This window comes from Pseudomonas sp. F-14 TE3623 (assembly GCF_053629015.1).
In genome coordinates this window covers 5,589,620-5,606,073 of record NZ_JBRJHM010000001.1, presented here as the reverse complement: position 1 = coordinate 5,606,073, position 16,454 = coordinate 5,589,620, and the positions used below count along the sequence as shown (strand labels likewise).

At 51.6% G+C, this 16,454-nt stretch carries 10 protein-coding genes; 3 read left to right on the top strand and 7 right to left on the bottom strand.

All coding sequences use genetic code 11. The annotated features are described in order from the left end of the window. Positions 1-78 precede the first annotated feature (78 nt). The 4 genes from AB7M29_RS26015 to AB7M29_RS26000 are packed head-to-tail and all read right to left on the bottom strand — an operon-like array spanning position 79 to position 6,122. Positions 79-2,622 (bottom strand): hypothetical protein, encoded by a 2,544-nt coding sequence (locus AB7M29_RS26015; protein ID WP_454248321.1) that lies wholly within the window; start codon positions 2,620-2,622, stop codon positions 79-81. Next, positions 2,585-3,568: a TniB family NTP-binding protein gene (locus AB7M29_RS26010; RefSeq protein WP_454248320.1), complete on the bottom strand. Its 984-nt coding sequence runs from the start codon at positions 3,566-3,568 to the stop codon at positions 2,585-2,587. The genes AB7M29_RS26015 and AB7M29_RS26010 overlap by 38 nt, the downstream gene beginning before the upstream one ends. Continuing rightward, on the bottom strand, positions 3,546-5,468 hold the full coding sequence (locus AB7M29_RS26005) for a transposase (protein ID WP_454248319.1): 1,923 nt from the start codon (positions 5,466-5,468) through the stop codon (positions 3,546-3,548). The genes AB7M29_RS26010 and AB7M29_RS26005 overlap by 23 nt, the downstream gene beginning before the upstream one ends. Beyond that, the gene (locus AB7M29_RS26000; RefSeq protein ID WP_454248318.1) at positions 5,469-6,122 is read right to left on the bottom strand and encodes a TnsA endonuclease N-terminal domain-containing protein; all 654 of its coding nucleotides are present in this window, start codon (positions 6,120-6,122) and stop codon (positions 5,469-5,471) included. A gap of 1,211 nt (positions 6,123-7,333) precedes the next feature. Here AB7M29_RS26000 and AB7M29_RS25995 point away from each other — a divergent pair. Next, entirely contained in the window at positions 7,334-8,041 is a 708-nt protein-coding gene (locus AB7M29_RS25995) for a hypothetical protein (protein ID WP_454248317.1), read from the top strand. Positions 8,042-8,060: 19 nt separating this feature from the next. On the opposite strand, the gene AB7M29_RS25990 is transcribed toward AB7M29_RS25995, so the two are convergent. Beyond that, entirely contained in the window at positions 8,061-9,038 is a 978-nt protein-coding gene (locus AB7M29_RS25990) for a DNA-binding protein (RefSeq protein WP_454248316.1), read from the bottom strand. 172 nt (positions 9,039-9,210) lie between these two features. Between AB7M29_RS25990 and AB7M29_RS25985 the strand changes: the two genes are divergently transcribed. After that, positions 9,211-10,119: a site-specific integrase gene (locus AB7M29_RS25985; protein ID WP_454248315.1), complete on the top strand. Its 909-nt coding sequence runs from the start codon at positions 9,211-9,213 to the stop codon at positions 10,117-10,119. Between the two features lie 828 nt (positions 10,120-10,947). Here the strand turns inward: AB7M29_RS25985 and AB7M29_RS25980 are convergent. Both AB7M29_RS25980 and AB7M29_RS25975 read right to left on the bottom strand, forming a co-directional pair. After that, positions 10,948-11,790: a hypothetical protein gene (locus AB7M29_RS25980; RefSeq protein ID WP_454248314.1), complete on the bottom strand. Its 843-nt coding sequence runs from the start codon at positions 11,788-11,790 to the stop codon at positions 10,948-10,950. Between the two features lie 2 nt (positions 11,791-11,792). Further along, positions 11,793-12,863 carry a hypothetical protein gene (locus AB7M29_RS25975; protein ID WP_454248313.1) on the bottom strand — a complete coding sequence of 357 codons (1,071 nt, stop codon included), beginning with the start codon at positions 12,861-12,863 and terminating at the stop codon, positions 11,793-11,795. Between the two features lie 398 nt (positions 12,864-13,261). Here AB7M29_RS25975 and AB7M29_RS25970 point away from each other — a divergent pair, with 398 nt between their 5' ends. After that, positions 13,262-16,021, top strand: a complete 2,760-nt coding sequence (locus AB7M29_RS25970; RefSeq protein WP_454248312.1) for a patatin-like phospholipase family protein — start codon at positions 13,262-13,264, stop codon at positions 16,019-16,021. The last annotated feature ends 433 nt before the right edge of the window (positions 16,022-16,454 follow it).

Genomic DNA, 16,454 nt, shown 5'->3' with positions numbered 1-16,454 from the left:
TGGAAAAGGCAGCTAATATTGCTGAAGACTTTATTGAGGATATAGATGGTAAACGATGGGGGGTTAACTATGAGCTTTTTAATCGCTGAAGCTAGAGGGCAGCAAGTTCAAATATTTTTTTAGTTTTGATCTGCTTATTAATCTAGTTTGGGTTTGGTTGGTTGGAATAGGGTTTTCATTCTCAAGTATGCCAGAGCAAAGCAGGCTTTTAATCTTTTCATATCCGCCAGGCGTGATCTTAGCCGCCATTGTACAGGTGCAATAATTATCTAGAATAGATTCACATTTCTTTTTGTCGTTGTCAGATATGTATATTATTTTGTTGATTTTTTTCGTGTTGATAAAGCCATGCCTTATAAATAAAATTGAGAAATCATTAGGTGATATGTCGTAGGTATTCAAAAGGTCTTTTATCGGGGTGTATCCTTTTGTTAAGGAGCTAGTTGAGGGATATATATGATTTTTGTGATTTCTAGAATTATCTAGGTAGGCCGTTTTCTTAAGGAATTTATCATGTGATTCACGCAGAACTACCCGCTCGTACAGGAGGAGAGATTGATCATGTATATTAAAGCTTATGGGCAAGATGCCTATGTCTGATAGCGCATCGATCATTTGATAGGCCTTGCTGGGAGGCAGACCTGCTAGCTGCAAGAGCTCTCTGGGTAAAACATAACGTTCTTCAAACTGATTAAGCCAGCTCGGCCTGAAGTAGGCTCCCACCCGTCCTTTGATATATTTTATTAATCCTGCATCCATTATTTTTAATAGGGTGTCAGCAGAGACATTAAGCCGTTTCGCAGTGAGAGTTTTGCTACAATAGTTGAAATGCTCACCAGGGTCTTCCGATTCTGCTAATTTAGCCACCCGCAAGATGTCAGCGGTTTTATAAATGTTATCGCGCGAGCCGTTCACCATGGGGCCAATGACAGCGTGTATCCCCAAACCAAAAAGCACGTCAGTTGTTTTTGTTGGGTGGATTTTTAAAATTTTTGCTGCTTGTATCGTAGTTGTAAAGCGACTTTTGAAAATCTGGATTTCAGATTTCGGAATTAATGTGAGACTTTTTTTACCTCGGCAAACACCCTTTATCTTATTTTCTTGAATTGCGGCAACCACATTTTCTATTGCGGTTTGAAGTGCTTTTGCTGTTTCGCGCAGGGTGGAATAGCTAATTATTGGCGCTTTTGAAAAGTCGGCACGTGGTAAAGTTAATGCCTGCGGCAGTCTTTTATTTTTTATTGAGGTGGCAGCGATTACACGGTCGGCATCGGAATTTTTGACAAGTCGGTGCGTGTCTTTAAGATCTCTTCTGGGGATTATCTTAATGTTGAGCGAGTCAAGTATCACGCAGAGTCTGCGGGAGGATACACCGATTTTTTTTGAGAGGTTTTTAAATAGCTCGTAAGTATTAGAGAATTGCTTTATGTCGGCAGGGAAAAAGAAGGGCGCATGGTTGGAACCGAAGCATGGCTTGAGTAAGTCGTATTTCATAAAAACCTTCAGTGCGCCAAGCGAAATGCTTAACTCCAGGCAAGCCTTTTCCCGGTTCAACATTTCTTTTTTTGCAACAGGTAGGCGCCCGTTATCCGCTAGGAGGAATTCATTCGCTTTGCTTGCGAGAATGACTGCCTCGTCTGCTGTAAAATAAGAATCTATCGATTTTTGCACAAGCGGCGTTAATTTTTTTATTTTGACCATTTGCCCAGCGCTTACATTTAGGGCTGCGCGGAGTTGACGTATCGTAAGAAGGAACGGTTTATGGCTATAAGATAAGTTAAAACAGGGTTGAAGTTTTGTTTCCAAGAAAATTCTTGAAGCTTCTCGTGTCGCGGCGGTGCTGACCAAGCTAAAACGCGCTGCAATCCAGCATTTTTCCACATCGGGGTGCATGCTATGTAATTTAAACAGGTGCTCCAGTATTGCCCTGGAGTCATCGGTCATGACTGAGAACGCCCCATTGAATATCATTCGCCGCGTTGCATCAGGCATTGTTGGTTTTTCGGGTCTATAGCCCAGTTGCCGAGTCAAAGCAAGCAATTGATCGAAGTCCAGCTGGCTGCGGGTACGCATCAGTTCTAACAGCATGCGTTCTAGTCGACACTTCTCGAGAGTACAGGGCTGACACTTCAATGCTGCCCCACAATACGCGCATTTCCCATCGAGTGCATGCCACCACTCGACTGGCTTGTGGCACTCAGGGCAATGAGTAAGGTACTTTTTAAGATGATATGGACAATATTCTGCGAATTTTAGATCTCGAATTTGGTGTTCCCAACCTTGATCGAAACATCCATCACAGTACGCACCAGAGCGCAAGCGCAAATAAGTTATCGGAATTTCGATGTCCCCGATGACAAAACGCCGTTGTTGCTGGGGTCTTTCTATTTTCGCATAAAAGCCGTTCAGGACTTTTGGCCCATGAATACCTGCCTCAGCAACGAATAACTTTGCAAAATCTGAATCTTGCGTAAGCGACATATATCGAAAAGTTTGCGGGCCAATGCATAGGCCGTTTAGTTTACCTGTAGTCGAAAATCCGTGGCATTGCGCGGCACGTTTTATCAGACTATGCGGGCTTTCTTCAGTGAGTGGGGTGGGAACGAAGATCAGTTTGTTCATCTTCATATTTCTCAATCAATGACAAACACGTACTCAGGGGGATGGTAAAAGGGTTGGTGCCCTTGGCAAGATTGAGGGGCAGCAGCAGGCTACGGCAGGCATCGATGAAATCGGCGCGTCTGAGAGTGGGAGTATCAGTCCAGCGATCAAGGCAAATGCTTACTGCCTCGTGGATAATTTGTCTTACATACTCTAGATTGCCCCTGCTTGCCACATAGAGAGGAATCTTTATTGATGCATCTTGCAAGTGTTCTTCGCCAGGGAAGTTGGCCAGCCGGTATAATTCTTGATCCAGACCCTGCAACGTCATATGAAAGTCTGAAGTAGCAAGATCCTCGTATTTAAAATGATCTAGGTTGGCCACATAGCAAAATCGGCGCGCAAATGGCGCATTGTTGTTAAACAATTTACTGCATTGTTCGGTGCCCGATAAAATAATAGGGAGATGAGTCAAACTTAACAGGGCGACGAGCCAATCTAACGTACCATCGCGTGTTTTTTCAGCATCAGGCCTCAAAAGTCGTTGAATTTCATCAAATATCAATACTCGGACTTGGCATGTTTTTATACGGGCCACCAGTAAATTGTTTAGCTCGTGAACATTGCTGTGTGGCGAATATTGTCCAAGCTGCTTGAGCAGGGTCAGACAGAAACCTTTGATTGTTACCGGTGCAGGAACTAAGCAATACAGCGCTGGAATTATCTTATGTATTCCATCTTCGTCCGATTCTTCGCGAGTCGGCCCAAAAGAATCTCGGAAAAGTTCACACAATCTTGACTTTCCTGAACCGGAACGACCAATGAGGAATGCACAACTGGCGGAATTTCGTAAACTCGTGGTTTCGACGGATTTCTGGAGCTGCGAGTAGGCAAAGCAAAAACCAGGAAAGAAAATGGTCTGTTGGCTGAATTGTGTGAGTATTTCACTTCTGAGGGTTGTATTCATTTTTCGCCACCACCACTTGATAACTAGCAGGGGTATCGGGATGTAAAAGAAATTGCTCGATGTCCTCAGGATTCACTAAAGGATCGCAAGCCGGTTGGGCAAAGTCCTGTTCAGGCTGCGCTTTGAAATCTCCATGCTCGTCAGCAATTTCCCGGATTTTTCTACGACGTTTGGTGTTGGCACTGGCGATTTCATGAAGGATGCGCACGCGTGCTTCTCGGGCAGTTCGGTAGTTAATAGATTTTTTTTGGCTTCCCAGTCGAGCTTTTATGCGCTCATGCAAATGCATGGTGAGGCCGATTTGGTAATCGGGATCGACTGCGTCGACTCGGTATACGTGTCCAGGTTGTTCTGGATCACAAACCCACGCATGCCCAAGTTCGCTTATATCGTACAACAGCCGCAGCGGGGTCTTTTTACCGGGTCGCCGGCCGGCGATGAAACTCACGGCCGGTCCAGTCCAAGCGAGTCCTTTATATCTTAGTCGGCCGTTATTAGGGGTCACATAGGCAACGCTCAAGAAATGTCTGTTCAGGTCGTCTTCGCTGTATTTTTTCAAAACGAATTCGTGACGATCGGCTTCGTCCTGCACCCACAGCTCTTTGGGGGCCATTCCGATTCCGCTATGAAAGTTGGCGTGATAGAACGTCTCAAGCCAGTTTTCGAAGCGTTCCTTGAGGCATTCTATCGTGTAAATAGCATTGCCCTCCGAGTCATATCGATTTGGCTTAGAGAATGTTGTACCACGCATGCAATGGACGATGGAGGTAGTCCATGACTTAAAAAAGCTTTCGACGTGTGGTTTTTGATCCGGATTTCCCGGCTCGCAAAAAGTGATATGAGCACCCAGTGCGCTGAGTGTATTTTTTAGATGGTTGGCGACATAGTCGAGGCCATTGTCAAAACGATAGTTTCTACCAAGACCACCATATGGGTTGTCGCTACAGAGCGAGTGTTTCAATGCTCGGATAGTTTTTTCCAAGCATGGTGGATTGTAGGAGATGTCCCAGCCAACAATCATGCGAGTTCGAACTTCTAATAATACCGTGAGAAATGCCCGACCAACGGGATGACCCTCTGTATCGCATGTTTCTAAATCCAGTGTGTGGGTATCACCCTCCACCAGTTCAAAGCGACGGTAGGGTTGACGGCATTTTCGGCTCCATTTTTGCTTCTTGAGCGCGGCATGAAACCCCAATTGATGAAGATCGATTTCATAGCGGTCTAGTTCAATAAGGATACGGTACAAGGTGCTGAACGAAGGAACGGGCAGTTCATGAATCGGGCTCCGGTTCTTATTGGACGTTCGGATGGCGCAATCAATGGCCTCGATCACTTCGGTCTTGTTGCACGGTGTTCGACTGAAATAGAGTTGATCGACATTCAGCTTGATGAGCTCTTGTATCTCCTCAGGCTGGCGGTGCAGACGGTGCAGGGTAGAACGACGAGTTTTCGGGGCCAAGGAAAGGAGATTCTCGCCGCCGGCCAGATAGGCCTTATTCCAAAGGTATATCGCGCCATAGCTCGGCGCATGAGGCTCACCCCGTTGTGCTGCGATTTCTTTTGCTAACTGTTCCACGCGCTTACGGGGTAGGCGCCCGCCACAGTCGTTCCGAATCGGTAGTAAAAAGCATTCTTTTCTCTCAGCTTTCGCTTTGTGAGCGGAGGACAACGCGGCGGTGATAAGTGTTGCGTCAGGGGTGAAAGGGGCTTCCTGTATTTTGCGTAATTCACCACTCTGATGGGCCCGTACCAGGCGTTCAAAGGTCTGAAACACCGGGCTGCTGCTCGCCCGAAGCGATCGCAGTTGAATGCGGTTCCCGTCGATATCCATCACTTGATAGTCAGCCCCGTGGTAGCGGTAATGCTCGCCGACGACCATCTGCAGAGTTTCGTTCATTTAATCGGCCCATACCTTACTGCGCAGGTCCAACGGAGCTTGGAGATTGCAGCGAAGAAACTGATGAAAAAGTGCGAAGGTGACGTCCTCCTGACGCGCGCCCAGTTGAATCAGTTGTCCAATCATGGCGTGCTGATCCGGTTGCTTTCGCAATAAGCGAATGATGGACGGAACATTGGAGGCGATCCCGTTGAAACCGAAGTGGTACAGAGTGCGAAGGTTATCCAGCAGTACGGGGTGACGGAACTGATGCTCTTCGACGTATTCGAAATTCAATCCATTAATACCCAGCAACTCCTCTACACGCGCACGGCGCTGTTGCCACCTCAGGTCACGGCCACCACTGTTACTCTTTATTTCATAGAGGACCTGCCGGCCATCATCGAGGGTGGCCATGAAGTCGGGGGTGTAGCGTAGAGCCGGGTCGCGGAAGTAGACGGTATAGGGCTGCGCCTGATAGCTAATGATGGACGGCAGGTATTCCAGGTACACGCAATAGTCGGCTTCCAGCAACGACTCGCAGCCCATGGGGGCATCATTTTTTTGTGAGGCGAAGAAGGTCACAAGCTTGCCGTGCCTTCCGCATACCACCGGCCTAGCTGGGCCGAGGGTATATCCTGGTTGAGAATTGCTGATTTTGAGCGAAAGACCCATGGCATGCTTCCTCCAGTAAGTCATTGTTCACCCTGTATTGCTGAATTAGCTCCAGTGAGGTCGATGGGATTTTTCGCGGCGGTTGTGGGCGACCGAATGCCACCGGCTCCTCTCATAAGCCTCAACACTTGTTGGTTGATCCGTGGGCGGTAACTTTTGACCGGTTCGTGGGTACCGCTTGATGCCGTCCCGTGTCCGGCCCATCCCGCCATTGGGTAGTGATGGCTGCTTATTCGCCAAGGCGACCTTACAAATTTCCCATTCGCACACCCTAGACCTGGCGCAAATGCGTAGTCCGATTACAAGGCGTGTGTGTATCTGACACCATTAGGACTTGCAGACATCCACTCATAGGTTCGTCGACACCAATGTCGGGCACCCATGTCGACAGCGGTTCGACGCTGACCTTCATCCCGAGTACGCCCAGTAGGTAGCTGAACAAGCGATGTTTGGGAACGCGAGAAAAATGCCCCACGCACACGAAACTGTCTCGGCGAAACAAATTCAGGTTGGGGGGCGTACTGGCCTGTGGAGGCGGATAGGCGCAGTGATGGAGGTTGGCCAGCGACAGCGTTGTTCGCAAAGGAAACGCGTGGTGCCGAAGCGCTTCGTCGCGCTCAGGTTGAATGATTGATGGGAGCGGAAAGATCGACAGCAGGGGCAGCAGGCGAGGCGAGCTAAAAGCCCATTCTGCACTGGAGCGACGTGCAGTCGCTTCTCTTCGCCAACGATACTGATCAAGTATGGTGCTCATGATGGTGGCGCTCTCAGCACGTGACAGAAGTTTGCTGATTTTTTGCGTTGTTAACATTATTCAACGCCACTCTTGACCGCAGATCTACGTCCTAAAATTTGTCTAACTATCCCCTTGAGGCGGCTGGTTTTGACGCCGTTTTATCAACGCATGTTGTGATGTTCGCAGGGGCGCGCGCTCTCTTTTGCCAGCAGTGTGCTTCACTGCAGGTGTTTGAAGCGGAAAGGGGGGCGGTGCCATGCCTGGTTCATCACTGGTCGGCCAACTGAGGGGCCGCGTAGTAGCCCACAGCCTGTGCAACTGCTTTGGATGTCGGCACGACGGACCCGCATTGGAGCGATGTGGCTGTGCATGGACACACCAGCAGCATTCACGGATAAACCCGAAACGTAACAACAAGTGGCCGCGGTTACTGGCAGGCAGTGTGCTTCATCAGACCTGTTTAGACGAGCTGCTGATGGACTTTCCGGCCCTGCAATCCGTCCTAACTGATCCGTTGTGGGACGTCCTGAGCCGGCTCTGGGATATGCGACGCCCCACCGATCATTTGGCACAGACACTGTACTTGGAGAACGGCTACCGGCTTCCGGCGCTTGGCCCCGTCCTGATGCGTCGCCTATGCGTCTGCCCCGACTGGCGCAACTTGGGGTTTGTCCTTGCCCTATTGGGCTCGACCTCCGGACAATTCAAATCCCACCGTAATTGGTTGCGCACACATTTCCTCAATTACCTGCTCCTGGTGTGCATGACTGAACCGGGTTGTTTCGTCCGTCAGCCGCTGTACGAGTTGCTTAATGAATTGTATGAACGGCAGTTTTTTGAACGCATCGATGATTGGCCGTCCGACTTCGCCGCTTTCGACCAGGCTTGCCAAGAGTTCAACCGCTATGGTGACTGGCTGCGCTATCGCGGCTGGATATCCGGTTGGGACCTCTACGCCTGTACCCTATTTCAACATTGCCTGCCGGACGAAGCATGGCACCGGGAGAACGTCTCGGCGCTAGTCGGTCCGCCGGCGCCCTTTGAACGGTCAACGCGGCAGGCGAAGTGGGTGGAGGTTGCGCTTGAGGGCCACCGCCGTGATCGTTTTGCGATGGGAGAATGGCCCGACGTTTCCGCTTCGTCAGTGACCGAACCTGCGCCCATCGCAGCGGGCTCCAGCTAGGGGCGGCCTGGGAGCAAAGCTAGCTGTCATCTGTGGTCAAGGGTGATGCCGATTGGTTGAGCAAGTCCTGCAAGCGCTCGATCTGTTGCCGCTGGAACCGCAGCTCACGACGGCTCTGCCGTTCCGTGAGCACCTGACGCTTGACCCGTTCGCGCAGGCCGGCGTGCTCGGTGGTCAACGCCTGGACCCGCGCCTGCGCGCTGTGCTCGCGGACTTCCGCATCCTGGTTTTGTTGCAACAACTGCTGCAGTGCACGTTCACGTTGGCGATCTTGCTGGCCCTGGTGGCGCAGTTCACCTACCAGCCGTTCGTTGTCCTGGAATAGGTGGGCGAGTTCATCCTGCTTTTCCGAAAGACTGATACGTAGTGCACGCAACTCGTGTTGCAACTGCTGGACCTGAGCGTCGTGTCGCTGGGTTTCCTGCTCTCGCTGCGACAGATGCTGTTGGCGAAAGTGCTTCAGCGCTTCACGTGCTTGGCGGTGCTTGTCCTCCAGCGACTGGAGGTGCGCCGCCCGTTCGACCAACAGCTGGTTCAGGTCGTGTTCCAGCTGGCCCAAACGTTGGCATTCGCCGTCCGCTTGGCGCAGTTGCTCCTGGAGTGTTCGCTCGTGCTCACGCAGGGCTTGCAGCTCACGATCGAGGCCAGCGTAAGCGTTTTGCAGGCGATCGAATTGTGCTTGGTGCTGCAGTCGCTGTTGCTCATACGCCGAACGATCCCGCTGCAGGCGCTGGCGATCCTCGGCGACCGCCTGTTCGGCAAGCACGGTGAGGCGAGCGCTTAAACCGGCGACAAAGCTGTGCAGTTCCTCGTCGGGGGTAGGCGGCTGCGCCTGCTCTCGGGCGCCGAGCTCCTTCAGGTAGCGCTGAATGGTGCTCTTCGAACCGGTGTTGCCCAGCTCCACGCGCACCGCGTCGATGCTCGGGTGCTGGCCGCGGGCGAGCAGCGCTTCGCGGGCGATTTGCACCACGGCCTTGTTGATGCCTCCGCGTGCCATGGCCTGACTCCGACGATTTTGTACTGGTTTACGGAGTATGCAATTACAGCTGTAACCCTGCCTTTGGGACGGCAGGAATTCGGACGGACTGGCGTTCGAGAATGCTGAATTCTTGAACGTGATAAGCCTTTCTCGGTGCAGAGCTCCGGAAAGGCGGTATGCAGGAGGTGGGATGAGCGATTCAGCCGAGCGATACCTGAAAGCAGCACGACGCGACAGCACCCAGCGCCGCTATGCGCAAGCCGTTGAACACTTTGAAGCGGAATGGGGCGGGGTGCTGCCGGCCTCCAGTGAAAACGTCGTGCGTTACCTGGCCGCCTATGGTGCAAAGCTGTCCAGCAACACCCTGCGCACGCACCTCGCGGCCTTGGCCCAATGGCACCAACAACATGGCTTCGATGACCCAACCAAAGCGTCGCGCGTACGCGATGTCCTGCGCGGCATTCAGGCGCTGCATCCGCAACCCATCAAGCAGGCCGAAGCGCTGCAGTTACAGCGGCTGGAAGCATGCATCGAGGGGTTGGAGCAGCAGTTGGCCTCAGATCAATGGGCGGTGCGGCTGCGTGCCGCGCGGGACCAAGCATTGATCCTGATTGGTTTCTGGCGTGCGCTGCGGGGTGACGAATTGTGTCGACTGCGGGTCGAACATATTCAATTGCGTGAAGGACTAGAGTTGGAGATCTTCCTGGCGAGCAGCAAGACCGACCGTGACCATCGCGGCCGCACACTGTTGGTCCCGGCGCTGAAGCGACTGTGCCCAGTGGATGCTTACCAGCACTGGCTGTTGGTCAGTGGCATCAACCACGGGCCGGTGTTTCGCGCCATTGACCGCTGGGGGCACTTAGCGGAAGAACGCGTCAATCCGAACAGTCTCTCGCGCATTTTGCGTCTGGCGTTCTTGCGCAGCGATGTGGCTGGCGAGGGTTACACCGCGCATTCGCTGCGCCGCGGTTTTGCCACTTGGGCCAGTCGCAACCAATGGAGCAGCAAGGCGTTGATGGAATATGTCGGTTGGCGCGATGTGCAGTCGGCGATGCGTTACATTGAGGCCGATGCTCCCTTCGGCGATTGGGCACGTTGAGCGCTCAGACGGCCAAAGGGGATGACCTGGCGGGAAGGGCATGAGTGCATTGCCACCACTGACTCCTGGATGATATCGGCGGTATTGCTTCGCCAATTGTCGAGCGGCAAGCCGCCATAGTCGGTGAGCTGAGAATGGTAGGCCTACCGTGTTGGTGGTGGACCCGGAGCGGTCGCTCACGAAATGTTTAAACCCCCGTGTAAACCGTTTTTTTGATCGGTAAACCATCGAGGTTAACGCTTCAAAAAAATTGGTTTACAGCAGCCGTGTCTCTTCAGCCGACACCCTTACTAGTTACCCTTAGACACGCGACATAAAATGCCGATTCTCTCGTTAGGCCGCTTTCAACCATATGCATCACCTCTCCCACTAGGGTGCAGATCAGGTACCACTTTCCATCTTCACCCTTGAGTGCACGCAGTCAATGCACAAGGCCAGCGCCCGCTTTTGGTTGGTTCAAAATGCTGTCATAGGAATCGAAACCAGCGGTACCGAAGCCAAATGCCTCGGAAAAAAACACGCAAAGATAGAGCCATTGCTGCTGCGCAGGGGAAGAAAGGCAAGTTGAAATTAAGGATAGCCTCGCGGCAGGGTGACTTTCGCAGATTACATTGACGAATCTCAACATGATGAAAAGACTCCGTGTTGATAGCGAACTCTCTTACGCCCGATAAATCTATTTCAGTATTCACCCGACAGTCCCCAATTAGTCACTTTCGGTCAGTCGCGAGAGGCCAAGCCAGCCATTGGCATTGGCATTGGATCTGCCAAGGCCTACAAGAGTGCAATTTTACTAAATCCAATGAATACCCTGATGCACCAAAAATCTTACAATCCAAGTTCTCGTAAATAGGCATCTAAGGCAACATCCCTGCGAAAAATCTCCATTTGAGAAGTTTTTTTTCTTGAGGGCAGTTTCTTCTTTAAAGTGCTTTCTTTGACGCCACATAGCGGGCCGGAATAAGCTGGTTTTAAACGATCAAGAGTCCCTCTTACATTTGAGCTAAAACTTGCCCCCATAATCTGATTTTCCTGAAATGGCCCATGCACAGAGATATTGCCACCGACGGCCACTATCTGATACCAGTCCAAGTTGTTATCACGATAGGTTAAATATCCTCCATAACCAACCGTTAATGGGGCTTGAATACTTCCAGAGTACGTGTATGACGCAGTTTTACCTTGAAGCCCATAAAAAGATGGCAAACAAAAGTCTGAAACCAAGCATTCATCTATCTCGTATGTAAAAGCAATATCCTGACATGGATCGCAGACTTCAATCAAATAAAAAACAGAGTCCGCCGAGTTGACAGGGCTAGTCCCCTTTACCAATCTATTTCCCTTGGGGTCAATTAACATCTCTATGACTTCATGGCTGACTGCAACAGACCAGAACGCATTTTTTCGATATTCAACTATCGCAAATGGCGGTTCATTAGGATTCTCAGGCCTGAAGTGAAGGCCTGCCTGTCCCTTAGCATCAGCTACCACAAAAACAAAAGCACAATTTTTAGGTGCATCATCTTTAGACGGATAAGCGGTTAAACTTGCGCTTAAGCTCCATAGAGGTGATACATCGCGCACCAACTGGGTCTGAACTGCACCAGCTACACGTGACAACTCAGAGTAGGGAATATTAATTCCTCTCGGAACAAGCGCTACGGGTTGCATAATCAGTCCTCATCCTTAGATTTATCATAGTCCTTGTAAGCACCATCTAAACCAGACACTGCATCTGCCAATGCCACTAGACCATCAACAACATCTGCTAAAGAAGCCTTACCCTGATCAAGCTCCTCGATTTTTTTAATGCTTTGGTCGAGCGCAGAGAGGACCTTTCCACTATCAACAGAAGCTAAGGATCTATAGGCGATTACAGCTTCTGCAAAATCATCAGCCCCCGCTCTAGTCTCAGAACTCTTAAGGCAATCCATCTGGCCGGACACCCTGCACCCATTCAAGTCTAACCAAATACCGTTAATCTCTTGAGCAACGTACCATCTCCGGATATTAACGACCTCGCCCAACGAAGTATGATCAACAACATTGCCTTGTGGGTACTCAACACGCAGACCAAACCCCTTATCATTCTCAACGGAAAGTTGCTTATAAGCTTCGCGCAACTGGGATTTTAGCTCGTTAATCGTAGAGCGAACTGCCTTTTCGCGCTGCGCCTCTTCGACATATTTAAGTGTAAGCTTTACCAGTTTATCTAGACTCAAAAATGTAGCCACAGCAGCCACACTCCCACCTTTTATGGCCGGGGCATAAAGATTTTTTACCTTAACATCCTGATTAAACTGAACAACACATCTCTGGTCGCGCTTTAACTGCTTTGCTCTCATTTTCTGCAACTGTATCTCAACAGGCTCGGGCTTTGAATTTATACTATCAGCATTTTTCCGAAAATTTCTCATGTAGCTTGCATAACTAGTATCATCTGGCTTCTCTGCAACTTTTTTCACAGTATCCAATGCATCCCCAAATACACTCAGATTGCTTCCTGCCGTCAAGGCACCAGAATCTGTGTTGCAAACCAAATCAGCCAAAGGAGCTTGTTTTTGGGATGCGTACGCTCCCAGCGCAATCGCTTTAATTCTGTCGTTTTCAGCTGATGCCGCAATATCTGAGGCCCCATTAGCCATTTTGACTGGCTCATCCAGGGCCCTAGAAAAATTGCTGGCTGATCCACAAGCGACAATGGATGCACTTAAAGCTAAAATGAAAAGGTGCCGGATATACATGACAACCCTCCTTGGCCTTAGCTACAAGGATCTATTCCTTGTCATGGCTAAATACCATTGGTACGACGATAGCCAAGCATTCTTGTTAGTCAAATCAAGAAGCAAATTTTCTATAAAGAACTGACTTTAAAGAATTTAACACCGACTCCGACTCAACTATATGAAGGGGAGGCTGTTCGGCGTTGTTGGTGTTTACATCCGGTGCAAATACGCCACCCAAGGTTGCAAAGGAACGCACGCCGTCTAGGCTATTTCCAACAACACGGCAGCCTGCGCGGGCAGTAAAGGATGTGCCGCCGAGTGGTCAGCGAAACTATTCGATCCGACTACCTGCGTAGGCAAAGATGTCTCGCCTGCTGAACACTGACCCACTACCTGCGAGACGTAGGTGAAGGCACATGCAGAACAAACAGCGGCGAGCAGACAGGCTGAAAAAGCACCAGCAATACGTCGAACGCAAACGTATCAAGGACCGGCGCAAAGCGCTGGATCTCGAACAGCGATTCGAGCACCCGCGCCCTTGGGCTATAGCATTGTCGGGGGGGGGCATTCGCAGCGCGACCTTCTCCTTGGGTGTATTGCAAGCCTTGGCCCGAGCACCCGCCATCCCGTTCAACAACGGCAGCAGGCCTAAAGAGCTAGGCCACCACTTGCTGCCCCATTTCGATTACCTGTCCACCGTCAGTGGCGGCGGTTACATCGGCTCGTTTTTTACCAGCCTGTTCGTACCCGACCGCCTCACTGGCAACCTTAGCCCCCTGACACCAGCAAAAAAAAACTTGTGCTCAACCATTAACCAATGGTTTGCCGGTGAGTACTGCACCAACGACGAGATACCGCTAGAAGCTCGCCAGAAACCGGAAGCTGCCGCAGACGCGGCTTATGCAGCGTTCAGGTTCGAACCTCCTGGGCATATCCACACCACTCGGGACTACAGCGAAAACCCAGGTGAAGGCTCCATGGCTTGGCTCCGGGAGAATGGTCGCTACCTGCTGCCCTCCGGTGCCGGCGACTTCTTCTATGCTTTGGCATTGACGCTGCGCAATCTGCTGTCGGTGCATTTTGTGATGGGCATGCCCTTGCTCTTGGTGCTGTCGCTACTGGCCATACTGCGCCTATACGTGAACACCATGTTCTGCATGCCAGCCCAACTTAAGTCCTATCTAGGGCTCACCACAATCCTATGCGACTCGCTGTGGTGGATGCCCGTCTTCTGGGCGATTTCCGCAGCAGGGCCGTTGGTGCTGGTCTTCTGGATGGTATACGCGGTCAATAGCCAGGAAGACGAAGTCAAGGCAATCAGCGCCTGCAGTATCATCATGACCGTTGTCGGTGTGTGCTTTGCTTTCGCCACCGGGTGGCTGCCTTTACAACTGCCTTGGCACATACCGCCTACTTTGTCCTTTGTATTCGGCCTGGGTGCATTTGAGATCGGCACTATGTTGCTGATGTTCCTGGCCATCGTTGCCCACTTGTGCCGCAACACCGTGCGAAAAACCTACACAGGTGCCTACAATAGCGTGCGCAACTACCGGATCTTGGTCACACGACTGCTGTCCCAGCAACTGATCGTTGTCATTGCGATGGTATTCATCGCCACCGTGACTAGTGTGACCGAATGGGCCTACCCCCTGCTCAAAGACCCGTCCTGGCCGAGCTTCGCCACCGCGATTCCTCCCACCCTCATTGCGCTTGTCCGCCTGCTGTCGCGGTTACTGGACGACAAGTCGAAACCGGCTTGGATAGGCAAGCTGCCGACCGATTTCCTGGCCGGAGTCGTCGGTTTCGCGATACTACTGTCCACTGCCGTACTTTGGGGGGTGCTGGTGGTGTGGATACGGGGCGATATTTCGCCGACACGCATCATCGACAACTCCGCGTATTACGGTCTGGCAATATTGGCTGCTGCGGCGCTGGCACTCACCGCCGCATCTGGCCAGTTCATCGGCTTTCTCAACCTCTCGTCGCTGCAAGCTTTCTACTCCAGCCGACTGGCTCGCGCCTACCTTGGCGCCTCGAACGGACAGCGTTTCAAGGTCAACAGCAGCCTCCGCTCACGGAGGGCCCGCTTGAGCGTTGCCGACACCATGGAAGGCGATGACCTTAACCTTGACCAGTATTATGCCAGTATTGGTGCGCCCATCCACCTGATCAATGTGACCTTGAACATAACCGTGGACCCCGCAGAACAACTCGTCCAGCGCGACCGTAAAGGCAAACCTCTGTGTATTGCACCCGGCAAGCGCCTGCGCTCCGGCCTGAGCGATATCAGCTTTATCCTTGATGGTAATGTGCGCAAACGTTACAAATACTATTCGCGCATAAGCGAGATCAACCAGCCGCTCACTGTCTCTTACTGGATCGCAACTTCGGGCGCGGCGTTGACAACGGGCCTCGGTCGCGCCACCTCACTGGGCACTTCGCTGGCCTTGGGCCTGGCCAATGTGCGCCTGGGCACTTGGTGGCCCTGCAACTTCGATCCTCAAGGCCCCTGGCAGCCCAAATTTCGAAAACTCGTTCCGACCCAGACCTACCTACTCTACGAGTTCACCGCCCATTTCCATGGGTTGCGCCGCGAATTCCAATACTTGTCCGATGGTGGCCATTTCGAAAATACGGCAGCCTACGAATTGATTCGCGTGGAGCGCGACATCGAGCTCATTGTGATATGCGACAGCGGCTGCGACCCCTCCTACCAATTCGACGACTTGGCCAACCTTACCCGTCTCGCCCGGATTGACCAGTCTCTTGAAATCGAGGTGGATACCGACATTTTGAACCATAAAATCCTCGGCCCGATCTTTGGCAATGTCTGCGACTTCAAGCTAACCGACACCGCCGACCAACGCTGCGCTCTTTTATGCAACGTCTTCAAAAAAGACGGCCAGCGCGACCTGCAAAGTCGCATCCTAGTCTTGAAGCCACGGGTCATTGCTGGTGTACCTGCGGACGTGCGCAACTACGCCAAACAAAACCCGGAATTTCCAAACGAAAGCACTGCCAACCAATTCTTCAACGAAACCCAGTTCGAGAGTTATCGGCAACTGGGCTTGAACATCGGCCAATTGCTGTTCGGCGACGCAGAGGCAAGGGAATCAAAAGTCGCACAAGCCCTGTGGGCTTATCTGTGGTCAGACGACCGAGACATCAGCGGGTGAGAAAACGGTCAAGGCGATGTATCGGGTAGACCGTGTTGGATAGTTCGCGGATGGTGTTACATCGGAACCATGAAGCACAAGCGACGCAGTCTGTTGCAGTTCATGAGTATCAGCGCCAAGCCCTCGGCGGGCCTTCACTTTGGGGGTGTTGAGCGAAGCTCTGCAGCCTAAAAGCTGCAATCGACTAAGGCTATTTAAAAAGTTGAAATCTCGGTGCACACCGAGCACGGAACGACGAATTCGATGCTGGGAAGCGCTCGCTGATTGATCCTCAAGCCCGCTGGACCGCAGCTCCAGGTGGCCCAGCGTTCTACGCTTACTCCACGAATTATCTGATCGATACCGAGCACGGCGTCATCGTGGATGTGAATTCAATTGCCCACCCATTTGCATTCGACCTGACCAGTTTTTCCATCGGATTTGACCGGCACTC